This window comes from Citrobacter sp. 50677481 (genome assembly GCF_001463265.1).
Classification (GTDB): domain Bacteria; phylum Pseudomonadota; class Gammaproteobacteria; order Enterobacterales; family Enterobacteriaceae; genus Citrobacter_A; species Citrobacter_A sedlakii.
In genome coordinates this window covers 19,245-40,190 of record NZ_LNHZ01000002.1, presented here as the reverse complement: position 1 = coordinate 40,190, position 20,946 = coordinate 19,245, and the positions used below count along the sequence as shown (strand labels likewise).

At 56.2% G+C, this 20,946-nt stretch carries 23 protein-coding genes; 14 read left to right on the top strand and 9 right to left on the bottom strand.

What is annotated here, in order from left to right:
- Window positions 1–6: 6 nt before the first annotated feature.
- Window positions 7–1,512, bottom strand: a complete 1,506-nt coding sequence (locus APU02_RS02580) for a CoA-acylating methylmalonate-semialdehyde dehydrogenase (protein ID WP_060569155.1) — start codon at window positions 1,510–1,512, stop codon at window positions 7–9.
- Window positions 1,513–1,802: 290 nt separating this feature from the next.
- On the opposite strand from APU02_RS02580, the gene APU02_RS02575 reads away from it, so the two are divergent.
- Complete coding sequence (locus APU02_RS02575) at window positions 1,803–2,639, top strand: MurR/RpiR family transcriptional regulator (RefSeq protein WP_060569154.1); 837 nt, start codon at window positions 1,803–1,805, stop codon at window positions 2,637–2,639.
- Between the two features lie 37 nt (window positions 2,640–2,676).
- On the opposite strand, the gene APU02_RS02570 is transcribed toward APU02_RS02575, so the two are convergent.
- Together APU02_RS02570 and APU02_RS02565 are read right to left on the bottom strand one after the other, a co-directional pair.
- Window positions 2,677–3,432 (bottom strand): hypothetical protein, encoded by a 756-nt coding sequence (locus tag APU02_RS02570; protein ID WP_060569153.1) that lies wholly within the window; start codon window positions 3,430–3,432, stop codon window positions 2,677–2,679.
- A 1-nt stretch (window position 3,433) separates the two neighbouring features.
- On the bottom strand, window positions 3,434–3,631 hold the full coding sequence (locus tag APU02_RS02565; RefSeq protein WP_060569152.1) for a hypothetical protein: 198 nt from the start codon (window positions 3,629–3,631) through the stop codon (window positions 3,434–3,436).
- Window positions 3,632–4,004: 373 nt separating this feature from the next.
- Between APU02_RS02565 and APU02_RS02560 the strand changes: the two genes are divergently transcribed.
- Together APU02_RS02560 and APU02_RS02555 are read left to right on the top strand one after the other, a co-directional pair.
- Window positions 4,005–4,199: a DUF1482 family protein gene (locus APU02_RS02560; RefSeq protein WP_060569151.1), complete on the top strand. Its 195-nt coding sequence runs from the start codon at window positions 4,005–4,007 to the stop codon at window positions 4,197–4,199.
- Window positions 4,200–4,389: 190 nt separating this feature from the next.
- A complete protein-coding gene (locus APU02_RS02555; protein WP_060569150.1) occupies window positions 4,390–4,746 on the top strand; it encodes a hypothetical protein in 357 nt (118 codons plus the stop codon).
- Window positions 4,747–4,835: 89 nt separating this feature from the next.
- Here APU02_RS02555 and APU02_RS02550 read toward each other — a convergent pair whose 3' ends face one another.
- On the bottom strand, window positions 4,836–6,248 hold the full coding sequence (locus APU02_RS02550) for a sensor histidine kinase (RefSeq protein ID WP_060569149.1): 1,413 nt from the start codon (window positions 6,246–6,248) through the stop codon (window positions 4,836–4,838).
- A complete protein-coding gene (tctD, locus tag APU02_RS02545) occupies window positions 6,235–6,909 on the bottom strand; it encodes a transcriptional regulator TctD (protein ID WP_042288453.1) in 675 nt (224 codons plus the stop codon). Before tctD ends, APU02_RS02550 begins: the two co-directional genes overlap by 14 nt.
- Before the next feature lie 153 nt (window positions 6,910–7,062).
- On the opposite strand from tctD, the gene APU02_RS02535 reads away from it, so the two are divergent.
- The 3 genes from APU02_RS02535 to APU02_RS02525 are packed head-to-tail and all read left to right on the top strand — an operon-like array spanning window position 7,063 to window position 10,011.
- Window positions 7,063–8,040: a tripartite tricarboxylate transporter substrate binding protein gene (locus tag APU02_RS02535; RefSeq protein ID WP_060569148.1), complete on the top strand. Its 978-nt coding sequence runs from the start codon at window positions 7,063–7,065 to the stop codon at window positions 8,038–8,040.
- A 14-nt stretch (window positions 8,041–8,054) separates the two neighbouring features.
- Entirely contained in the window at window positions 8,055–8,486 is a 432-nt protein-coding gene (locus tag APU02_RS02530; RefSeq protein ID WP_042288459.1) for a tripartite tricarboxylate transporter TctB family protein, read from the top strand.
- A 10-nt stretch (window positions 8,487–8,496) separates the two neighbouring features.
- A complete protein-coding gene (locus APU02_RS02525; protein WP_042288462.1) occupies window positions 8,497–10,011 on the top strand; it encodes a tripartite tricarboxylate transporter permease in 1,515 nt (504 codons plus the stop codon).
- Here APU02_RS02525 and APU02_RS02520 read toward each other — a convergent pair.
- The gene (locus APU02_RS02520) at window positions 10,008–11,495 is read right to left on the bottom strand and encodes an alpha/beta hydrolase (RefSeq protein ID WP_239692841.1); all 1,488 of its coding nucleotides are present in this window, start codon (window positions 11,493–11,495) and stop codon (window positions 10,008–10,010) included. The two genes, APU02_RS02525 and APU02_RS02520, sit on opposite strands and share 4 nt — an antisense overlap.
- A 279-nt stretch (window positions 11,496–11,774) precedes the next feature.
- Here APU02_RS02520 and glaH point away from each other — a divergent pair, with 279 nt between their 5' ends.
- The 5 genes from glaH (at window position 11,775) to csiR (ending at window position 17,756) form a co-directional block, all read left to right on the top strand.
- The gene (gene glaH, locus APU02_RS02515; protein WP_060569146.1) at window positions 11,775–12,752 is read left to right on the top strand and encodes a glutarate dioxygenase GlaH; all 978 of its coding nucleotides are present in this window, start codon (window positions 11,775–11,777) and stop codon (window positions 12,750–12,752) included.
- A gap of 17 nt (window positions 12,753–12,769) precedes the next feature.
- Window positions 12,770–14,038, top strand: coding sequence for an L-2-hydroxyglutarate oxidase (gene lhgO / locus APU02_RS02510; protein ID WP_060569145.1), 1,269 nt, complete (start codon window positions 12,770–12,772; stop codon window positions 14,036–14,038).
- Window positions 14,039–14,062: 24 nt separating this feature from the next.
- Window positions 14,063–15,514 carry an NADP-dependent succinate-semialdehyde dehydrogenase gene (gabD, locus tag APU02_RS02505; protein ID WP_060569144.1) on the top strand — a complete coding sequence of 484 codons (1,452 nt, stop codon included), beginning with the start codon at window positions 14,063–14,065 and terminating at the stop codon, window positions 15,512–15,514.
- 103 nt (window positions 15,515–15,617) lie between these two features.
- Entirely contained in the window at window positions 15,618–17,018 is a 1,401-nt protein-coding gene (gene gabP, locus APU02_RS02500) for a GABA permease (RefSeq protein WP_042288477.1), read from the top strand.
- 45 nt (window positions 17,019–17,063) lie between these two features.
- Window positions 17,064–17,756 carry a DNA-binding transcriptional regulator CsiR gene (gene csiR, locus APU02_RS02495; RefSeq protein ID WP_042288480.1) on the top strand — a complete coding sequence of 231 codons (693 nt, stop codon included), beginning with the start codon at window positions 17,064–17,066 and terminating at the stop codon, window positions 17,754–17,756.
- A gap of 6 nt (window positions 17,757–17,762) precedes the next feature.
- On the opposite strand, the gene lysM is transcribed toward csiR, so the two are convergent.
- Together lysM and APU02_RS02485 are read right to left on the bottom strand one after the other, a co-directional pair.
- On the bottom strand, window positions 17,763–18,212 hold the full coding sequence (gene lysM, locus APU02_RS02490) for a peptidoglycan-binding protein LysM (RefSeq protein ID WP_042288484.1): 450 nt from the start codon (window positions 18,210–18,212) through the stop codon (window positions 17,763–17,765).
- 131 nt (window positions 18,213–18,343) lie between these two features.
- A complete protein-coding gene (locus APU02_RS02485) occupies window positions 18,344–18,502 on the bottom strand; it encodes a YqaE/Pmp3 family membrane protein (RefSeq protein ID WP_042288486.1) in 159 nt (52 codons plus the stop codon).
- Window positions 18,503–18,683: 181 nt separating this feature from the next.
- Here APU02_RS02485 and APU02_RS02480 point away from each other — a divergent pair, with 181 nt between their 5' ends.
- Together APU02_RS02480 and APU02_RS02475 are read left to right on the top strand one after the other, a co-directional pair.
- Window positions 18,684–18,983 carry a metalloregulator ArsR/SmtB family transcription factor gene (locus APU02_RS02480; protein ID WP_060569143.1) on the top strand — a complete coding sequence of 100 codons (300 nt, stop codon included), beginning with the start codon at window positions 18,684–18,686 and terminating at the stop codon, window positions 18,981–18,983.
- A gap of 9 nt (window positions 18,984–18,992) precedes the next feature.
- Complete coding sequence (locus APU02_RS02475; protein WP_060569142.1) at window positions 18,993–19,529, top strand: rhodanese family protein; 537 nt, start codon at window positions 18,993–18,995, stop codon at window positions 19,527–19,529.
- A 35-nt stretch (window positions 19,530–19,564) separates the two neighbouring features.
- Here APU02_RS02475 and stpA read toward each other — a convergent pair whose 3' ends face one another.
- Complete coding sequence (gene stpA / locus APU02_RS02470) at window positions 19,565–19,966, bottom strand: DNA-binding protein StpA (RefSeq protein WP_042288495.1); 402 nt, start codon at window positions 19,964–19,966, stop codon at window positions 19,565–19,567.
- A 498-nt stretch (window positions 19,967–20,464) separates the two neighbouring features.
- Between stpA and alaE the strand changes: the two genes are divergently transcribed.
- Complete coding sequence (gene alaE / locus APU02_RS02465; RefSeq protein ID WP_060569141.1) at window positions 20,465–20,914, top strand: L-alanine exporter AlaE; 450 nt, start codon at window positions 20,465–20,467, stop codon at window positions 20,912–20,914.
- Window positions 20,915–20,946 lie beyond the last annotated feature (32 nt).

The following is a 20,946-nucleotide window of genomic DNA, read 5'->3' as shown; positions in this document are numbered from 1 at the left end:
CTCCTGTCAGCCCAACGTCGGCATAGAGAATGCCGCGCCGCTGTCCTGCTGCATTTCCGGCCAGCGCGCGGTAATGGTTTTCATGCGGGTGTAGAAACGCACGCCGTCGTTGCCGTGGACGTTGAGCGCGCCAAAAATCGAGCGCTTCCAGCCGCCGAAGCTGTGGAACGCCATCGGCACCGGGATCGGCACGTTGACGCCCACCATACCCGCCTGCACCTCTTCGCAGAAGCGGCGCGCGCAGCCGCCGTCGCGGGTGAAAATGGCGGAGCCATTACCATATTCATGGCGGTTAATCAGGTCCACCGCGCTGGCGTAATCTGCTACGCGCACCACAGAAAGCACCGGACCGAAAATTTCTTCTTTATAGATGGTCATCTCCGGGGTGACGTTATCGAACAGCGTCGGCCCGACGAAGTAGCCCTGCTCGTGGCCCTGCACGCTAAAGCCGCGACCGTCCACGCGCAGTTTCGCCCCCTGCGCTTCCCCGCTGTCGATGTAGCCCAGCACCTTGCTGCGGTGCGCGGCGGAGATGAGCGGCCCCATTTCGTTTTCCGGCGTCTGGTCCAGACCCGGCCCAACGCGCAGTGCGGCAATCTGTTTTTCCAGCCGGGCGCAAAGGTCATCAGCGGTTTTATCGCCCACCGCCAGCACCACCGAGAGCGCCATGCAGCGCTCGCCCGCCGCGCCGTAGGCCGCGCCCATGATGGCGTTGGTCGCCATCTCCATATCCGCATCCGGCATCAAAATGCAGTGGTTTTTCGCACCGCCCAGCGCCTGACAGCGTTTACCGTGGGCGGAGGCGGTCTGGTAAATGTATTCCGCAATCGGCGTGGAGCCGACAAAGCTCACTGCCTGCACGCGCGGGTCGGTCAACAGTACGTCAACCGCCTCTTTGTCGCCCTGTACCACGTTAAACACGCCGTCCGGCAGGCCGGCCTCTTTCAGCAGTTGCGCCAGCGCGAGCGCCAGGGAGGGAGCTTTTTCCGACGGTTTCAGCACAAAGGTGTTGCCGGTCGCCAGCGCAATCGGGAACATCCACATCGGCACCATCGCCGGGAAGTTAAACGGGGTGATGCCGACGCAGACCCCGAGCGGTTGCATCAGCGAATGGCTGTCGACGCCGGTCCCCACATTGGCGGAATGCTCACCCTTTTGCAGATGCGGGATGCCGCAGGCGAATTCCACCACTTCCAGGCCGCGGGTTAGCTCGCCCACCGCGTCGGAGAAAACCTTGCCGTGCTCTTCGCTGATGATGCGGGCCAGCGTTTCCATGTGCTCTTCGAGCAGCGCCTTGAAACGGAACATCACCCGCGCACGCTTAAGCGGAGCCTGACGTGCCCACGCGGGAAAGGCCTGCTGCGCGGCGGCAACCGCCTGCTCAGCCTCCTGCGCCGTACTCATCACCACCTGGCGGATCTGCTCGCCGGTGGCCGGGTTGAAGATCGCCTGAACGCGCTGGCCTGAACCGGTGACACATTCGCCGTGAATAAAATTCGCTACCGTCTCCATCCTTAACCTCTCGCTGTGGGTTCGTGATTGTTACCTGAACGCTCTTTATGAAATCACTATATATGAAATAAATATTCCATTTTAAGTTGAAATAAAACAAATAGTGATTATTGTGATCAAGGATGGATTTTTATGTTAACAGCCGCGATACGCAGGATAAGCCGATCTTTCGAGGATTTCAGAGAGGGAAAAGCGTGAATCTTCTGTTTCATTTTTGCCGCGAATCGGACGTCCGACATTTAAAAGAAGCGCTTTACGTTTAGAATCAGAAAACTAACCCAGGGGGATAAATGAGTACCGCAACCAACCTGAACGAACTGCAACAGCAAATCCGCGATCGCTACGACAGCCTGAGCAAAAGGTTGCAGCAGGTGTCCCGCTATGTGCTGGATAACACTAATAGCGTGGCCTTTGATACGGTCGCTGTCATTGCCGAGCGCGCCGGGGTGCCGCCCTCCACGCTCATCCGCTTCGCCAACGCCTTTGACTTCACCGGTTTCAATGAAATGAAACAACTGTTTCGCATGAATCTGGTTGAAGAGACCGCCAGCTACAGCGACCGCGCCCGCCTGTTTCGTGAAATGGAAAGCGAAGCGGTGCCGGAAACGCCGCTGGATATTTTGCAGGAATTCGCCCGCTCAAATGCGCAGGCGCTACAGCAGCTTGCCGCCCGTGCCGAACCGGCAATGCTGGAACAAGCGGTGCAACTGCTGGCGGAAGCCGACACTATCTATGTCGCCGGTTTACGTCGCTCGTTCAGCGTTGCCGCTTACCTCACCTACGCCCTGAGCCATCTGGCCTGCCGTCCCATACTGCTCGACGGGATGGGCGGGATGCTGCGCGAACAGATCAACCGTATTAGCTCACGCGATATCGTGGTTTCCGTCAGTTTCTCGCCCTATGCGGAAGAGACGGTGATGGTGAGCGAAACCGCGGCGAAGGCCGGCGCGCGTCAGATTGTCATCACCGACAGCCAGATAAGTCCACTGGCCACGTTCAGTGAACTCTGTTTTGTGGTGAAAGAGGCGCAGGTTGACGCGTTTCGCTCCCAGTCCGCAACGCTGTGTCTGGTACAGTCGCTGGTCGTGGCGCTGGCTTACCGGTTGGGCGACAAGGGAAGCGCCTAACCGTAAACCGGTAAAAAACGCGTTCTTCGCACGCACGTTAGCGCGGTTCCATCGACAAGGCGCTGGCGCTGGCAGGGTCGAAAAGGGAAAGGCTTTCTATCTGATCCAGCATAATCACCTTGCGGAAGTCCATTGCGCTTCTGGGCTCTGAATCCAGCGTAATGTCATGCTCGGCGTACCATTTGCTGTAGTTGTGCTCAATGCACAGGTTCATTTTTTCCCCGTCACGATAGCCGCTCAGCATTGGGATCAGCACGATGTTGGCTGTTTTTTCATATTCCAGCGTGGCGGTATGGATCATGCCGATATAAATTCGCCGCGATTTGAGCGTCACCAGCGCCAGTTCCCCTTGTTCCATACACTGATACAGCAGCTGTTCGATACCGCTCGAGCGCGCCAGACGCTTATACAGCGTTTTCCGGTCTTCACCATCCAGCCTGGCGCTGCCCGCCCAGTTAGAACGATAAAGGCAAAACAGGATGGCAAAGGCCAGCATCACCACTACCGGCGCCTGGATGCCGAGAAAGCTCCAGTTCATAAATTCAATTTGCCAGTCGGCATATTTCTGCGAGGTGATCTGAAAGGTATTGTCAGCGGCGGAGAGCGCCAATAACAGCAGCCAGAGCAGCCCGGTAGCAAGGACGCCCTGCAACACAAAAATGCAGCCATACAGCGCCACCAGAAAATAGACATCCCAGCCAAACGATCGTTTGATCTTAAAACGTGTGGACAGATCGCGACTGGTGTACCAGTATCCGCACACCATCAGCACCATGAATATCGCCGTTCCCATGTCATGCCCTCTTCAGCGCGTTAACATGACGCTGGAAATCGTGTTGCACTTCTCTGCTTTTAAAATTAACCGAGGCATTACCGTCCTGGTCGATAATAATGCGGTCGCCATCCTCCACCGCTTCGATTATTTCCTGATGGCTCATCACCTGTAACAGCGACTCCGGGCTGGAAAAAATGGACATAAACAGGCGTTTCATTACGCAACCTCCTCATAAACAAAAAGGATAAGTCTGGTCGGCATTCGCAGCGGCTGCCTTAAGGTTATGCTGAAAAGCCCTGGTTACGTCATGCGATTAGTACAACGCGGCGCGGCCAGCGCGTGCCGTTGCGTGCGCGCTGGGTTAATTCACCCGCTATACCGCTTAATAATTTCGTTGCGCAATCATTAAGAAAATATTAGTAAAGTCCGAACACATACTTTCAGAATAATCAGCTTGCTTTTAAGAATTTTATACGTATATTACGATTCGCTAACATTATCCGTACAAAGAATGATCCTGCTGGAGTCCATTACAGCGGCACGTTCGCCCGTCATGTAGCCAGCGCCGTTAATGATTTTAAGGAAAAAACATGTATGTTCTTGCATTGATCTTCGCGCTCGCAGGCGGAGAGTCAAAGAGTGAAGTGATTGGCGCATACAGTACCCTCGCGCAATGCGAGGCGGCATCCGAGACAAAATCGTCCCCCACCCAATGCTTCTTTCTTGACCCGGAAAAAGGGTTAGTGGATGTGAAACAGAGCGATCGTTCAGCAACGCAAAAATAAAGCGAATTGTAATAATCGTGATATCAATAAATATCCTCTTAGCGTCAACGCGATTATTTTATTTTGTGAATGGATGCATTTAGCGTTCAGAAAACATTATTTTCATTTACAGTTTTTTCTTAAAGCCAGCGCTTCGTTGACCTGCCATGCTTAATCACGCATTTAACTGATAACGTTAAGCGAGGATATTATGAAAAAAACAACGATCGCCTTATCTGCTCTTCTGTTGGCTTCCCCAGTTTTTGCCGCGACCACACACGCCACCGATAATGACGTAGCCGCCGCGCACGAAAATGCCAATACCGCCAAAGAGAAACTGCATCAGGCGCAAAACCAGGGTGAAGAACAACAGCTAAAAGCAAAACATGCAGCCGAAGGCACCCGCAACGACCTGAGCAGTAAAGTCAGCGAAGGTTCTCAGGAAGCCTGGAATAAAACCAAAGAAGGCACCGAGAAAGGCTGGAATGCCACCAAAGAAGGCGCAGAAAAAGGCTGGAATAAGACCAAAGAAGGCGCCGCCTCGGTTGAGAAAAAGGTCAGCGAATAATTCTTCTCCCCTGACTGAAGCCGCGAAAGCGGCTTTTTTTATTTCAGGCCGCAGAACATATTTTTCGTGCGTTCCCGCCAGGTTAAACCCTAATGCGTCATGACCAGAAACCGCACTCTTACGCGTAATCCGCCCAGTGTTTCGCTGCGTGTCAGTTGCGGATGGGTGCGGTGTAGCCGGGCAATATCATTGACCAGCGCCAGGCCGATCCCCGCGCCGGGCTGGGAGCCTGCGTTTTCCAGCCGGTGAAACGGCAACAGCGCCAGGGGGATCTGGTCGTCGTCTATTCCCGGCCCGCTGTCCTCTACCACCAGCACCACGGCCTCGCCCTCGCGGTCAAGCCTTGCCGTCACCGTTCCCTGCGGCGGCGTGTATTTCAAGGCATTGTCCAGGAGATTACCGCACAGTTCGCCCAGTAAGACCTCATCCCCCTCCATCCAGACCGACGCCTGTACGCCCTCGTAGCCGAGATCGATCTGTTTACTGCGCGCCTGCGCCAGTCGGGTAAAACAGCTTTGCTGCACTACGGCGAACAGATCTACCGGCGCAAACTGGCGCTCGCCCTGCTCTTTGCGCTTTACCGCCGAAAGCTGCAACAGCCTTTCGGTAAGCAGAATGGTATTGTCCAGCGTTGTGCTCATCGCCCGTAAGCTCTCGTACCATTGCTGCGGCTCCCGGCTCGCCAGCGCCACCGCCGCCTGGGTTTTCAACACCGCCAGCGGCGTTTTTAACTGATGAGACGCGTCGGCGCTAAAACGTTCCTGACGCGAGATCAGCACGCGCAGCCGATCAAGGTAACGGTTGAAGGCCACGATCAGCAGGCGAGTTTCCGACCACGGCAGCAGTTCCGGTAACGGCGTGAGCAACCCCGGCTCACGGCGGACCATCAGCGAAGAGAGCTGGCGCATGGGTTTGAGCACCCGACGCAGCAACCAGCCGACCAGCACCAGCGTCAGCAACACCAGCAGCCCCTGCGTGACCCAGGACGAAAACAGCAGTTGTCCCGCCAGATAGCGCCGGGACTGTAGCGTTTCGGCCACGTAGATTTCCGCCATTCCGACGATCCCGCCTTCGTTCACCGGCTGCAGAAGACGCGCGACGCGTATCGCCTGCCCGCGATATTGGGTGTGATAAAACCACGCCAGCGCCGGATAAAGCCGGGTTCGCGAGGTCGCAGGCGGCATCACGGGCATATCGTCATAGCCGGAGATCACCCGCCCCGCCGGATCCACCACTTTGTAATACAACCGATCGTTCATGTTGAGCTCAAAGCTGTCCAGCACCACCCACGGAACGTTGACCTCCAGCCTGCCGTTACGCACTTCCAGCCGTTCCGCCACCGTGCGTGCAGAAGAAAGCAGAGTGCGATCATAGGCCTGGGTCGCGGCCTGTAGCGCGCTGACATAGCTGTTAAATGCCGACAATCCCCACAGCAGGAGCAACGGTAGCCCCAGAAACAGCAGCAGTTGCAGGTACAGCGACTGCGGTTTAACCCACCTCATCGCCGCACTCCAGCACGTAGCCCAACCCGCGCAGGGTTGTGATTCGCACGTTGCTGCCGTGGAGTTTTTTGCGCAGGCGATGAATATACAGTTCGATGCTTTCCGGGCTGACTTCATCGTTCAGACTGAATACCTGTTCAAACAACTGCTGACGCGACACCGGGCGCGTTCGCCGGTACATCAGCACCGTCAGTAGCGCCAGCTCTCGCGGGGTGAGCGCCAGCGGCTGCTGCTGAAGCAAAAAATACCCCTCGTCGTGAAACGCCAGATCGCCCAGTTGCTGGAGCTCCTGCACCTGGCCCGCACTGCGCCGCAGCAGGGCGCGCAGCCGCGCGTCAAGCTCCTCCAGCTCAAACGGCTTGGGCAGGTAGTCATCTGCGCCGACGTTCAGCCCCTTTACCCGATCCGCCACCGCGCTGCGTGCTGTTAACAACAGGACGGGCAGCGTCTGCCCACGTTTGCGCAGACGCTGCACCACTTCCAGCCCGTCAATACCGGGCATATTGATGTCCAGCACCGCCAGCGCATAGCTTTCGCGGTGCAACAGATGGTCGGCAGCCAGTCCGTCGAACACGCAGTCCACGGCGAACCCGTTCTGCACCAGCGCTTTTTCCAGCCAGTGAGCCAGCTCACGGTTATCTTCCGCCAATAAGAGACGCATATCACATCCTGTAAAGTTTCTGCCGCAATGAAAGGGAAATGAAAGGTTAATGTTTTAACAATCACGCAACCGAACTGCTACATGCAGGTTCACATAATCAAAAAAATGTTGTTCCGAACCCTACTATCCGGGCATCCGGCGTGAGGATAAACAATGAAAAAACAATTACTTCGTACTCTTACTGCAAGCGTTTTACTGATGAGCACCTCTGTACTGGCGCAGGACGCGCCGTCACGTACCGAATGTATCGCCCCGGCGAAGCCCGGCGGCGGCTTTGATCTTACCTGCAAACTGATCCAGGTAAGCATGATGGAAACCGGCGCTATCGAAAAACCGATGCGCGTCACTTATATGCCCGGCGGCGTCGGCGCGGTGGCCTATAACGCCATCGTGGCGCAGCGTCCGGCCGAGCCCGGGACAGTGGTCGCCTTCTCCGGCGGCTCGCTGTTAAACCTGTCGCAGGGGAAATTTGGCCGCTACGGCGTTGATGATGTGCGCTGGCTGGCGAGTGTGGGCACCGACTACGGCATGATCGCCGTACGCGCCGACTCGCCGTGGACGTCGCTGAAGGATCTGCTCACCGCCATGGAAAAAGATCCCAACAGCGTGGTAATTGGCGCAGGCGCGTCTATCGGCAGCCAGGACTGGATGAAGTCGGCGCTGCTGGCGCAACAGGCGAAGGTCGATCCGCACAAGATGCGCTATGTCGCCTTTGAGGGCGGCGGCGAGCCGGTGACCGCGCTGATGGGCAACCACGTGCAGGTTGTCTCCGGCGATCTCAGCGAAATGGTGCCATACCTGAACGGCGACAAAATTCGCGTGCTCGCGGTGTTCTCAGAAAATCGCCTGCCGGGGCAGTTGGCTGACGTCCCGACCGCCAAAGAGCAGGGCTACGATCTGGTCTGGCCGATCATTCGCGGTTTCTATGTTGGCCCGAAAGTGAGCGACGCCGAATACCAGTGGTGGGTGCAGACGTTCGAAAAGCTGCAGCAGACCGAAGAATTTAAAAAGCAGCGCGATCTGCGCGGCCTGTTTGAATTCAACATGACCGGCAAAGCCCTTGACGAGTATGTCAAAAAACAAGTTACCGGTTACCGGGATCAGGCCAAAGCCTTCGGCCTGGCTAAATAAACGCGGAGGCCTCCATGAGCGATCGTATTTTCGCCGGGATCTGGCTGCTGCTCTGTATCGCTGGGCTGTTTATCGCCTGGCAGATCCAGAGTGAATACAGCTACGAGCCGGTCGGCCCACGCCCGTTTCCTCTGGGGATCATTGGCCTGATGGCGCTGTGCGCGCTGGCGCTACTGCTGCGCCATCCGGATGTGGTGGACTGGCCACGCCGTCACGTGCTGCAAAAGCTGTTGACGATGGTCATCATCCTGTTGATGTACGCCTGGGGCTTTGAATGGCTGGGCTTTCCCGTCGCCACCGCGATCCTGACGCTGGTCATTGGCCTGCTGTTCGGCGCCACGCTACCTGCGGCGGGGATCTCCGGCGTGATCCTCGGTGTGGCCCTCTGGTACGCCTTCGACCGCCTGCTCGACGTCACCTTACCGCTCGGCGCCTGGCTGAGTTAACGGAGAAATGATGGATACCTGGATATATCTTTCTCAGGGTTTCGCGGTGGCGATGACCCCGGAAAATCTGCTGATCGCGCTGATTGGCTGCTTTGTCGGCACCATTGTCGGATTGCTGCCCGGACTTGGGCCAATCAACGGCGTGGCGATTTTGCTGCCGCTGGCCTTTGCCCTGCACCTGCCCGCCGAGTCGGCGCTGATCCTGCTGGCGACCGTGTACATCGGCTGTGAATATGGCGGGCGCATCTCGTCGATTTTACTCAACGTACCCGGCGATGCGGCGGCGATCATGACCGCCCTTGACGGTTACCCGATGGCGCAACAGGGGCGCGGCGGCGTCGCGCTGTCGATTTCCGCGGTCAGCTCATTCTTTGGCTCGTTGATCGCCATCGGCGGGATCATCCTGTTCGCGCCGCTGTTGGCGCAATGGTCGCTGGCGTTTGGTCCGGCGGAATATTTCGCGCTGATGGTGTTTGCCATCGCCTGCCTCGGCAGCATGATGGCGCAAAACCCGCTGAAATCGTTTCTCGCCGCGTTGATCGGACTGGGTCTTGCTACCGTCGGCGTGGACGCTAATACCGGGGTGTATCGCTTTACCTTTGACAGCGTTCACCTTTCCGACGGCGTTCAGTTTATCGTCGTGGTGATCGGCCTGTTCTCAGTGTCTGAAATCCTGTTGATGCTGGAGCACACCAGCAGCGGGCAAACGCTGGTCCGTAAAACCGGACGGATGATGTTTAATCTGAAAGAAGGCGTTCAGTGTGCCGGCACGACGCTGCGCTCGTCGGTGATAGGTTTCTTTGTCGGCGTGCTGCCCGGCGCGGGCGCGACGATTGCCAGCGCCATCACCTACATGACCGAGAAGAAAATCAGCGGCAACAGCGACAGCTTCGGCAAAGGCGATATTCGCGGGGTGGCGGCGCCGGAAGCGGCAAACAACGCGTCGGCCTGTGGCTCGTTTATCCCGATGTTAACGCTGGGGGTTCCCGGTTCCGGCACTACCGCGGTGATGATGGGCGCGCTAACGTTGTACAACATCACACCCGGCCCGGCGATGTTTACTGAACAACCGGACATCGTCTGGGGGCTGATCGCCGCGCTACTGATCGCCAACGTGATGCTGCTGGTCATGAATATCCCGCTGATCGGCCTGTTTACTCGCATGCTAACCATTCCGCTGTGGTTTCTGGTCCCGGCGATCGCCGCTGTTTCAGCGGTTGGCGTGTACGCGGTCCACAGCACCACCTTCGATCTGGTGCTGATGGTGGCGCTTGGGGTGCTGGGCTATATTTTGCGCAAGATGCATTTCCCGATGTCACCGCTGATCTTAGGCTTCGTCCTCGGCGAAATGCTCGAACAGAACCTGCGCCGCGCGCTGTCCATCAGCAACGGCAATATGGCTATTCTGTGGGAAAGCGGCGTGACCAAAACCCTGCTGGTGATGGCGGTGGCAGTGATTATCGTCCCTCCCGTGTTACGCATCATCCGTAAACGTCAGGCAAAGCCGCAGATTGAAGTTGGCTAATCCTGCGGCGCGGCAACTGCCTCGATCCGTTCTTCAAGATAACCGAAGAACGGATTCGAGGTGACGCGCATCAGTGTGTCTGCTCCCACCAGCAGTGTGCCAGTCTCACCACGCAACGCAATCGTCCCCATACTCAGCCCATAGCGGTTTATCTGCTCCGGTTTCAGGCCATACAGGGAGTCGGTCACGGGAAATGGCACCGCTACGTGCGACAGGGAATACATCTCCTGCGGCCAGACTTCATGCAAAGGCTGAATCTTTTCTTCCTGATTCCCGGCTGCCGTGTCGCGCGCCACAACCGCCAGCGTGTCTGCCGCGGCGTTAGCGATGACCGTGGCGCGGTAAGCGCGCGGCGCTGGCGGCAACAGCGTAGCGGCAGCGGTGTAAGAAGACGTTCGCAACAGCGGGCGCAGACTGGCAGCCTGGTTGATATCGAACAGCACCAGTTCGCTGCCGTTTGCCGGAAGATAACGATACAGCGAGTCCACTACCGCGTGGGTGCTGACGGTGGAGTCCATCACTGACTGAAAGGTCAGCACCGGCGGCAATGCCGTTAAACGGCGGCGCTTCGCGTCGTCGACGAGCTGCGTTTGCAGCGCGCGGGTCAGCAGATACGACTGGCGCGCGGCATTAACCGGAAACGAATTGTATTTGAAAGGATTATATTCAGGCGTCACGTTGAGCCACGCCGCTTTGGCAAACGCCGGAAACCATGCCGGAAGACCGGCCAGTCCGGCAAAACGGGCGAAAGCGGTGACGCCAATCATCGGCGACAGCAGTACTATCTGGCTGGGACGACGCAAAGACGCGTCCTCCAGGCTGTCGAGCGTGTATTTCATTGCCAGCGCACCGCCGTTGGAGTAACCCACCAGATGCAACGGCAGGTCACGCCCCCCAAGCCGCGTCGCTTCCCGTATCGCCAGCCGCGTCGCTGCCAGCCAGTCTTGCCATGCCACGTCAGTCAGCGCTCCGGGGGCGGTGCCGTGTCCGGGCAAACGCGGTACCACGACGATATACCCCCACTGCCGGTAGCGCTGCGCCACGTGCTTCAGGCTGTACGGCGAGTCGGTTAAACCATGCAACATGACCACCGCGCCACGCGGCGCCCCCTGCGGCAGCAGGACGAATGAACGATTTCCGTTCGGCGTAAACTGCTGAGGATAAACCCGGCTTCCGGCCCAGTAGCGGTTGATCGGCGTTTGCTGTTCGGCGCCGAGCTTGTCGCTGATCTCGACTTTCAGCGCGTCGAATAAGCGCGCCTCGTGCGCCTGATATTGCGCAAAGGTGGCACTCTCCAGCGTCTTCGCGGACATTTCCTCGCCATGCCAGGTATGCCAGAGCTGAAGGTCGGGACCGCGTTCGGTCTGATAAACCCGCACGCCAAGAAAGAGAATCAGTACCGCCAGCAACGTCAGGGAGACGTGCTTAATCAGCGCGATCAGTCCGGCGCTTACCCATTTCAGCCGACGAAAGCCGTGTTTAATCATGACGTTAATCCCGTTGTGCTGCGTACCTGACGCGCGATAAACGGCGTTAGTTTAGGCTAACTCACGGATTCCTCAATCTTTTCTTCCCCACTCTGTCCTGTCGTCGGCGTCAATCAGAAACCCGCAATGTTAAATATTTGTAGCTATAGATCACAAAAAATACACATTAGCGATTATTTTGTGCGCGTTTATTAAAAATGTAGATATTTTTAATTTATGGCTACGAAATGAGCATCACCCTGACTCCCCGACGACTCACAGAGAGGAATGTTTCCGATGAACGCACTGACCGCCGTAAAACCGACCCCTGAAGACACCGATCAACGCTATAGCGGGTTCACCCTGACGCCTTCAGCCCAGTCTTCGCGACTGCTGGAGCTGACTTTTTCCGCCCCAACCACAAACGCGTTCCTCACGCAGGTAGCGCAGTGGCCGGTGCAGGCGCTGGAGTATAAATCCTTCCTGCGCTTTAAGGTCGCGAAGATCCTCGACGATCTGTGCGGCAATCAGTTGCAACCGCTGCTGCTGAAAACATTGCTGGATCGCGCCGAAGGGGCGTTACTGATCAATGCTGAAGGGATCGATAACGTTAGTCAGGCCGACGACATGGTCAAGCTGGCGACGGCAGTGGCGCATCTCATCGGGCGCTCGAATTTCGATGCGATGAGCGGCCAGTACTATGCGCGCTTTGTGGTCAAAAACGTGGACAACTCTGACAGCTACCTGCGCCAGCCGCACCGGGTGATGGAGCTGCACAACGACGGGACTTACGTTGAGGAGATCACCGATTTTGTGCTGATGATGAAAATTGACGAGCAGAATATGACCGGCGGCAACTCGCTGCTGCTGCATCTCGACGACTGGGAGCATCTGGAAGAATACTTCCGCCATCCGCTGGCGCGTCGCCCAATGCGCTTTGCCGCGCCGCCGAGCAAAAACGTCAGCCAGGACGTGTTCCATCCGGTGTTTGACGTGGACCCGCAGGGTCGCCCGGTGATGCGCTACATTGACCAGTTCGTCCAGCCGAAAGATTTTGAGGAAGGCGTCTGGCTGAGCGAGCTTTCTGATGCGCTGGAAACCAGCAAAAATATTCTTTCCGTCCCGGTTCCGGTAGGCAAGTTCCTGCTGATCAATAACCTGTTCTGGCTACACGGGCGCGATCGTTTTACCCCGCACCCGGATCTGCGCCGTGAGTTAATGCGCCAGCGCGGCTATTTCGCGTATTCCGCCCACCGTTACCAGACGCATCACTAAGTGGGAAGGAAGAGCGGATGTATGATTTTGTGATTATCGGCGGCGGCATTATCGGCATGTCGACCGCCATGCAGTTGATTGACGTCTACCCCGACGCCCGCATTGCGCTGCTGGAAAAAGAGTCCGGCCCGGCCAGCCACCAAACGGGCCATAACAGCGGCGTGATCCATGCTGGCGTTTACTACACGCCTGGCAGTCTGAAGGCGCAGTTTTGCTTTGCCGGAAACCGCGCCACCAAAGTCTTTTGCGATCAAAATGGCATCCGTTACAACACTTGCGGAAAAATGCTGGTCGCGACCTCGGAACGGGAAATGGAACGGATGCGCGCGCTGTGGGATCGCACCGCCGCCAACGGTCTGGAACGCGAATGGCTGAACGCCGATGCGCTTCGCGAGCGTGAACCCAACATCACCGGTCTGGGCGGCATTTTCGTGCCGTCGAGCGGGATCGTCAGCTATCGCGACGTCGCGGCGGCAATGGCGAAAATTTTCCAGGCCAGAGGCGGCGAGGTGATCTATCACGCGGAGGTCAGCGCCCTGAACGAGCATGCGGCAGGGGTGGTGGTGCGAACGCGGCAGGGTAAAGAGTATCACGCCGCCACGCTGATAAGCTGCGCGGGGCTGATGGCCGATCGGCTGGTGAAAATGCTGGGCGTCGATCCGGGTTTTATCATTTGCCCGTTCCGTGGCGAATATTTTCGCCTGGCGCCAGAGCATAATCAGATCGTCAATCATCTCATCTACCCGATCCCCGATCCGGCGATGCCGTTTCTGGGCGTTCATCTTACCCGCATGATCGACGGCAGCGTCACCGTTGGGCCAAACGCGGTGCTGGCCTTTAAACGTGAAGGCTATCGCAAGCGCGACTTTTCGCTGGCCGATACGCTGGAGATCTTCGGCTCCGCCGGCGTTCGTCGCGTGCTGCAAAAAAACCTTCGTTCCGGGCTTGGCGAAATGAAAAATTCGCTGTGCAAAAGCGGCTATTTGCGGCTGGTGCAGAAATATTGTCCGAGCCTGACCCTCGCCGATCTGCACCCGTGGCCTGCGGGCGTCAGGGCGCAGGCGGTATCGCCGGACGGCAAGCTGATCGACGATTTTCTGTTTGTGACCACACCGCGTTCTGTTCACACCTGCAACGCGCCTTCGCCGGCAGCGACGTCGGCCATGCCTATCGGCGCGCACATCGTCAGCAAAGTGCAAACCCTGCTGGCCAGCCAAAGCAACCCCGGGCGCACACTGCGTGCGGCGCGCAGCGTGGACACCTTACACGCCGCCTTTACCCGTTAACCCTTTTTACGACAGGAAGCCCCTATGCAACTTAATGATTCTGGTTTGTTCCGCCAGCAGGCGTTTATCGACGGTCGCTGGCGCGACGCCAGCAGCGGCGAAGTGATTAGCGTTGTCAATCCCGCAAACGGCCAGACGCTGGGTAGCGTGCCAAAGATGGGCGCAGCGGAAACCCGCGAAGCCATTGACGCCGCAAACCGTGCCCTGCCCGCCTGGCGCGCGCTCACCGCCAAAGAGCGGGCGACATTTTTGCGTCGCTGGTTCAATTTGATGCTGGAGCACCAGGACGATCTCGCCCGTCTGATGACCCTGGAACAGGGAAAACCGCTGGCGGAGGCCAAAGGGGAAATCAGCTATGCGGCATCGTTTATTGAATGGTTTGCCGAAGAGGGCAAGCGGATCTACGGCGACACGATTCCGGGACATCAGGCCGACAAACGTCTGATTGTCATCAAGCAGCCGATTGGCGTGACGGCCGCGATCACCCCGTGGAATTTTCCTTCGGCAATGATCACCCGAAAAGCCGGTCCGGCGCTGGCGGCAGGCTGCACGATGGTGCTGAAGCCCGCCAGCCAGACTCCCTTTTCCGCGCTGGCGCTGGCCGAACTGGCGAACCGGGCGGGGATTCCAGCGGGCGTGTTCAGCGTGGTGACCGGGTCGGCAAGCGCAGTAGGCAACGAACTCACCGGCAATCCACTGGTGCGCAAACTGTCGTTTACCGGCTCGACGGAAATTGGTCGACAGCTCATGCAGCAGTGCGCCAGAGACATTAAGAAAGTGTCGCTGGAATTGGGCGGCAATGCACCGTTTATCGTTTTTGACGATGCCGATCTCGATAAAGCCGTCGAAGGCGCGCTGGCGTCGAAGTTTCGTAACGCCGGACAAACCTGTGTCTGCGCCAACCGTCTGTACGTGCAGGAGGGGGTATATGAACGCTTTGCAGAAAAATTGCATCAGGCGGTGCAAACCTTGCGCCTCGGTGACGGCCTGGATCCGGAGGTGACCACCGGGCCGCTGATCGACGACAAAGCGGTCGGTAAAGTCCAGGAGCACATTGCCGACGCGCTGGCGAAAGGGGCGCGGGTGCTCACCGGCGGCGAGTCGCACGCGCTGGGGGGCAATTTCTTCCAGCCCACGATTCTGGTAGACGTACCGGCCAGCGCGAAGGTCGCTAAAGAAGAGACGTTCGGTCCGCTGGCGCCGTTGTTCCGCTTTCGCGACGAAGCCGACGTCATCCGTCAGGCGAATGACACCGAATTTGGCCTTGCCGCTTACTTCTACGCTCGCGATTTAAGCCGCGTTTTTCGCGTCGGTGAAGCGCTGGAGTACGGCATTGTGGGAATTAACACCGGCATTATCTCCAACGAAGTCGCGCCGTTTGGCGGGATCAAAGCTTCCGGTCTTGGCCGTGAAGGATCGAAATATGGCATCGAAGATTACTTAGAAATCAAATATATGTGCATCGGTCTGTCATGATCTTTTTTGTCCGGAACGGGCATCGTTGAAAGCCGGATGCCCAGTCTGTATCAGCAACGCGCCATCCGGCAAACGGGCAACATAACAATAACGGGGTAAAAGTATGGGGCAACTGTCGCAATCACATGATTTAGGGGGCGGGCTGAAATCACGCCACGTCACCATGCTGTCTATCGCCGGGGTTATTGGCGCCAGTCTGTTTGTCGGCTCCAGCGTCGCCATCGCCCAGGCCGGTCCTGCGGTACTACTGGCCTATCTGTTTGCCGGGCTGCTGGTGGTGATGATAATGCGAATGCTGGCGGAAATGGCCGTCGCCACGCCGGACACGGGGTCCTTTTCCACCTATGCCGACAAGGCCATCGGACGTTGGGCAGGCTACACCATCGGCTGGCTGTACTGGTGGTTCTGGGTGCTGGTCATTCCGCTTGAAGCCAATATTGCGGCGATCATTCTTCATTCGTGGATACCGGGGATCCCCATCTGGCTGTTCTCGCTGGTCATCACGCTGGCATTAACCGGCAGTAATTTGCTGAGCGTCAAAAACTACGGTGAGTTTGAGTTCTGGCTGGCGCTGTGCAAAGTGATTGCCATTCTGGCCTTTATCGCGCTGGGCGCGGCGGCGATAAGCGGCTTTTATCCCTGGGCCGAGGTTGGCGGCATTTCGCGCCTGTGGGATCACGGCGGCTTTATGCCCAACGGTTTTGGCGCGGTGCTGAGCGCAATGCTGATCACCATGTTTTCCTTTATGGGGGCGGAAATCGTGACCATTGCCGCCGCCGAATCGGACACGCCGGATAAGCACATCGTTCGCGCCACTAACTCGGTGATCTGGCGGATCTCACTCTTTTATCTCTGCTCTATCTTTGTGGTCGTGGCGCTGATCCCGTGGAATACGCCAGGGTTGAAGGAGACAGGATCGTATCGCTCGGTGCTGGAGTTACTGAATATTCCTCACGCCAAACTGATTATGGACGCAGTGATCCTGCTGTCGGTGACCAGCTGTCTGAACTCCGCGCTGTATACCGCTTCCCGTATGCTCTATTCCCTGAGCCGCCGCGGCGATGCCCCGGCGATAATGGGGAAAACCAACCGCAGCAAAACGCCTTACGTGGCGGTGCTGCTGTCGACCGGCGCAGCGTTTCTGACGGTGGTTGTGAATTATTACGCGCCCGCGAAAGTGTTTAAATTTCTGATCGACAGTTCCGGCGCCATCGCCCTGCTGGTTTATCTGGTGATCGCCGTGTCGCAACTGCGGATGCGTAAAATCCTGCTGGCGGAAGGCGGCGAACTCACCCTTAAAATGTGGCTGTATCCGTGGCTCACCTGGCTGGTGATCGGTTTTATCTGCTTTGTGCTGGTGGTGATGCTGTTTCGGCCCGCGCAGCAGCTGGAGGTGATTTCCACCTGTCTGTTAGGTATCGGTATCGTTTGTACCGTACCGATTATGTCGCGCTGGAAAAAGCTGGTATTGTGGCATAAGTCACCCATGCACCCTACCCGGTAGCGCTGATCCCTGCGCAGACCGGGCGTTCTGTTCAGGAGTAAGACCATGACCGCCATTTCGCATCCGACGGCCATTGATGGATACCGCTGGCTCAAGAATGACATTATTCGCGGTGTGTACCAGCCGGATGAAAAGCTGCGCATGAGCTTACTCACGTCACGTTATGCGCTGGGCGTCGGCCCGCTCAGAGAGGCGCTGTCTCAACTGGTGGCTGAGCGGCTGGTTACTGTGGTAAATCAGAAAGGCTATCGGGTCGCGTCGATGTCCGAGCAGGAACTGCTCGATATCTTCGACGCCCGCGCCAATATGGAGGCGATGCTGGTCGGGCTGGCCATTGCGCGTGGCGATGATGAATGGGAAGCAGAGATCCTGGCGCGGGCGCATATGCTGAGCAAACTGGAAGCCAGCCACGCCAGCGAACAACTGCTTGACGAGTGGGATTTACGTCATCAGGCGTTTCATACCGCCATTGTTGCCGGATGCGGTTCGCGCTATCTGTTGCAAATGCGCGAGCGGTTGTTCGATCTGGCAGCACGGTATCGCTTTATCTGGCTGCGCACTACGGTACTGTCGGTAGAGATGCTTGAGGATAAACACGAGCAACATCAGGCGTTGACAGAGGCGATTCTGGCGCGCGATGCCGGGCGCGCCAGTGAATTAATGCGCCAGCATATGCTGACGCCTATTCCCGTTATTCAGCAAGCCATGTCCGGCAAGCTGCGAATGGAAAAGCCGTGACTGCTTTTATTCTTCCGGAATACGCAGAACCTGTCCGGGATAAATTTTATCCGGGCTGCTCAGCATCGGCTTATTCGCTTCGAAGATTTTATTATACAGATTAGCGTTACCATATACCTGTTTAGAAATAGCGCTTAAGGTGTCGCCGGATTTCACCGTATAGAACTGACTTTCCGCGGCGGGCGCGGCGGTTTTCACCTGATCTTCTACGCTACCAATACCGGAAATATTCCCGACCGCAATCAGGATTTTTTCTTTCGCTTCCTGACTCAGGCCGTCGCCGGTTACCGTCGCTTTACCGTCGGCAATTTGCACATTCACTTTATCAGCATCCGGAATACCGGTTTTGTTCAGGTGATCCTGTACTTTTTTCGCTAAATCGTCTTTATCGTGATTACCGGTTACGGCATCCCAAAGTTTCTCGCCAGCGTCTTTTACAAAGTTGAAAAGTCCCATATTCACCTCGATTGTTTGCAATAAATACACCCGAAGTGTAGCAGAAAGTTTCGCTTAAAATTCCGAAAGCCATTAAGAAACGAAGCCCGGCTGGCAGAATGCCCCGGGCGGGTAACAGGTTAAGAAAGACCTTAGCTACGGGTTTGCACCCAGAAGGCGTGGATCAGACCCGGGATATAGCCCAGCAGGGTCAGCACAATATTCAGAATAAAGGCCCAGCCAAACCCCTTACCTAACAGAACGCCAAGCGGCGGTAAAATAATGGTAAATACAATTCTCCAGAAACCCATACACACTCCATACATGCAAATTAATCTTTGTTTAAAAAGAGATTTTATCTCTAAGCATAGTAATTTTACGCCAACCCGCCAGTTTCGCCTTTCGCTTTTACCCTCTTTTACGCTCTTTACACTGGCGCTCTTTTTACCATTACTTTAGAATCTACTTAACTTAGCAAAAACTAAATTAACCATGAACGATCTTGAACAGCTTCAGGCCAGCGCTGAACAGGCGGCGGCCCTGCTTAAAGCAATGAGTAACCCTAAACGTTTGCTGATCCTGTGCATGCTCTGCGGTTCACCTGGCACCAGCGCGGGCGAGCTGGCGCGCATCACAGGGCTTAGCGCGTCAGCCACCTCTCAGCATCTGGCGCGAATGCGCGATGAAGGGCTTATCGACAGTCAGCGCGACGCCCAGCGTATTCTCTATTCCATTAAGAACACGGCGGTGAATGCACTCATTGCCACACTAAAAAACCTTTATTGTCCATAAGGAGTGAACATGGCTATCGGGACACTTACCGCGCGTGAAGCGCAGGCGCGTATCGCCGCAGGCGCAAAACTGATTGACGTTCGCGACGCCGACGAGTATCTGCGTGAACACATACCGCAGGCGGCGCTCGCCCCGTTGCCCACGCTGGAGCTACACGGTTTACCGGCGCAGCTGCGAAGCGAGCAGATTATCTTTCACTGCCAGTCGGGCAAGCGCACGCAAAACAACGCGGCAAGGCTGGAAGCTGTCGCCGCGCCGGCAGAAGCCTGGCTGCTTGAGGGGGGGATCGAGGGCTGGAAAAACGCCGGATTACCGACAGTGGAAGATAAATCGCAGCCGTTGCCTTTGATGCGTCAGGTGCAGATCGCCGCAGGCGGGCTGACACTGGCAGGCGTGGTGCTGGGCTATACCCTGAGCAGCGGCTTTTTTCTGCTGAGCGGCTTTGTCGGCGCGGGATTAGTCTTTGCCGGATTAACCGGCTTTTGCGGCATGGCGCGCCTGCTTGATAAAATGCCGTGGAATCGTCGCGCGCACGCGCCTGAGTGAAATAAGCGGTGAGCATTGTCTCACCGCCGTTGTGATTAGATCAGGAAATCGTCGAGGGATTTTCCTTCCGCCAGCGCTTTGGCGATCGGTTTCGGCGTACGCCCCTGGCCGGTCCAGGTTTTACTTTCGCCATTTACATCGGTAAAGCGATATTTCGCCGGGCGCGGTTGACGTTTTTTAGTCACGCGCACGTTCGCTTTTTCACCGGCAAATAACTCCTCCGGGTTAATTCCCTCGGCTTTCAGCAGTTCCAGCCACGTCTTAATTTTCTCCTGCTGTTCCTGACGTTCACGCTGTAACTGTTCTTCTTCTTCGCGTCTTTCTTTAGTGACCACCCTGAATTTCTCGAGCATTTCTTCAAGGACGTCAATGGAGAATTCGCGGGCCATTGCGCGTAATGTGCGAATATTATTTAAGTTATGTAACATCACATTCATAATAATTAAAACCTTATAACGCTAAAACATATGTATTACGCCGGGTAGTGTATTCGATCATAAAATCATTTTCCAGAGGTAATAATACCACGGGTATTATTCCGTTCTCATTCTCTGGCGTGCCCATCACCCTATTCTTTAATGCTTTCTGAATTATATTCAGGCTAATTTTTAGCGCGCCGTATGCGCTAGCGGAATAAGCTCAGGCGCTACCTTTGTCAAATTTTCGCTTATAACAAACTTTGCCGTCAGGCATTTTATAATAACCCACTGATTTTTAATGATTTCCACTCTATGAACAACGAAAACTCCACGCAACGCGCTAAACGCGCCGCCGCAGAGTATTTTATCGACAAAAAGCCAAAAAATAAAAAGATTTCTCTAGTTGATAGTTACAAGGTAGTCATATAATCTATCATCAAGCGAAAATACCACCCAAAACCACTATACAAAGATTGTTTACTATCGATTTTATCCTCTTTTGACAGGAGCATTAGCATGTTCTCACCGCAGTCACGCTTACGTCATGCCGTCGCTGACACGTTTGCGATGGTTGTTTATTGTTCTGTTGTGAACATGTTGATTGAGATCTTTCTTTCCGGGATGACCTTTGAACAGTCTCTGTCATCGCGACTGGTCGCTATTCCGGTTAATATTCTGATCGCCTGGCCATACGGTATGTATCGCGATCTGTTTATGAAAGGCGCGCGCCGTTTAAGCTCCGCGGGCTGGATGAAAAATCTGGCGGATGTGCTGGCGTATGTAACCTTTCAGTCGCCGGTATACGTAGCGATCCTGCTGACAGTGGGTGCAGACTGGCACCAGATTACGGCAGCGGTGAGTTCGAATATCGTGGTATCGATGATGATGGGGGCGGTGTATGGCTATTTTCTCGATTACTGCCGCCGGCTGTTTCGGGTTAGCCGTTACCAACAGATCAAAGCCTGAAGCGTGAGCGACTGGCCTTGCCAGTCGCTCAA

Coding starts and splice junctions, on each gene's coding strand:
- APU02_RS02580 (WP_060569155.1), bottom strand. CDS start 1,512: ATGGAGACGGTAGCGAATTTTATTCACGGCGAATGTGTCACCGGTTCA.
- APU02_RS02575 (WP_060569154.1), top strand. CDS start 1,803: ATGAGTACCGCAACCAACCTGAACGAACTGCAACAGCAAATCCGCGAT.
- APU02_RS02570 (WP_060569153.1), bottom strand. CDS start 3,432: ATGGGAACGGCGATATTCATGGTGCTGATGGTGTGCGGATACTGGTAC.
- APU02_RS02565 (WP_060569152.1), bottom strand. CDS start 3,631: ATGAAACGCCTGTTTATGTCCATTTTTTCCAGCCCGGAGTCGCTGTTA.
- APU02_RS02560 (WP_060569151.1), top strand. CDS start 4,005: ATGTATGTTCTTGCATTGATCTTCGCGCTCGCAGGCGGAGAGTCAAAG.
- APU02_RS02555 (WP_060569150.1), top strand. CDS start 4,390: ATGAAAAAAACAACGATCGCCTTATCTGCTCTTCTGTTGGCTTCCCCA.
- APU02_RS02550 (WP_060569149.1), bottom strand. CDS start 6,248: ATGAGGTGGGTTAAACCGCAGTCGCTGTACCTGCAACTGCTGCTGTTT.
- tctD (WP_042288453.1), bottom strand. CDS start 6,909: ATGCGTCTCTTATTGGCGGAAGATAACCGTGAGCTGGCTCACTGGCTG.
- APU02_RS02535 (WP_060569148.1), top strand. CDS start 7,063: ATGAAAAAACAATTACTTCGTACTCTTACTGCAAGCGTTTTACTGATG.
- APU02_RS02530 (WP_042288459.1), top strand. CDS start 8,055: ATGAGCGATCGTATTTTCGCCGGGATCTGGCTGCTGCTCTGTATCGCT.
- APU02_RS02525 (WP_042288462.1), top strand. CDS start 8,497: ATGGATACCTGGATATATCTTTCTCAGGGTTTCGCGGTGGCGATGACC.
- glaH (WP_060569146.1), top strand. CDS start 11,775: ATGAACGCACTGACCGCCGTAAAACCGACCCCTGAAGACACCGATCAA.
- lhgO (WP_060569145.1), top strand. CDS start 12,770: ATGTATGATTTTGTGATTATCGGCGGCGGCATTATCGGCATGTCGACC.
- gabD (WP_060569144.1), top strand. CDS start 14,063: ATGCAACTTAATGATTCTGGTTTGTTCCGCCAGCAGGCGTTTATCGAC.
- gabP (WP_042288477.1), top strand. CDS start 15,618: ATGGGGCAACTGTCGCAATCACATGATTTAGGGGGCGGGCTGAAATCA.
- csiR (WP_042288480.1), top strand. CDS start 17,064: ATGACCGCCATTTCGCATCCGACGGCCATTGATGGATACCGCTGGCTC.
- lysM (WP_042288484.1), bottom strand. CDS start 18,212: ATGGGACTTTTCAACTTTGTAAAAGACGCTGGCGAGAAACTTTGGGAT.
- APU02_RS02485 (WP_042288486.1), bottom strand. CDS start 18,502: ATGGGTTTCTGGAGAATTGTATTTACCATTATTTTACCGCCGCTTGGC.
- APU02_RS02480 (WP_060569143.1), top strand. CDS start 18,684: ATGAACGATCTTGAACAGCTTCAGGCCAGCGCTGAACAGGCGGCGGCC.
- APU02_RS02475 (WP_060569142.1), top strand. CDS start 18,993: ATGGCTATCGGGACACTTACCGCGCGTGAAGCGCAGGCGCGTATCGCC.
- stpA (WP_042288495.1), bottom strand. CDS start 19,966: ATGAATGTGATGTTACATAACTTAAATAATATTCGCACATTACGCGCA.
- alaE (WP_060569141.1), top strand. CDS start 20,465: ATGTTCTCACCGCAGTCACGCTTACGTCATGCCGTCGCTGACACGTTT.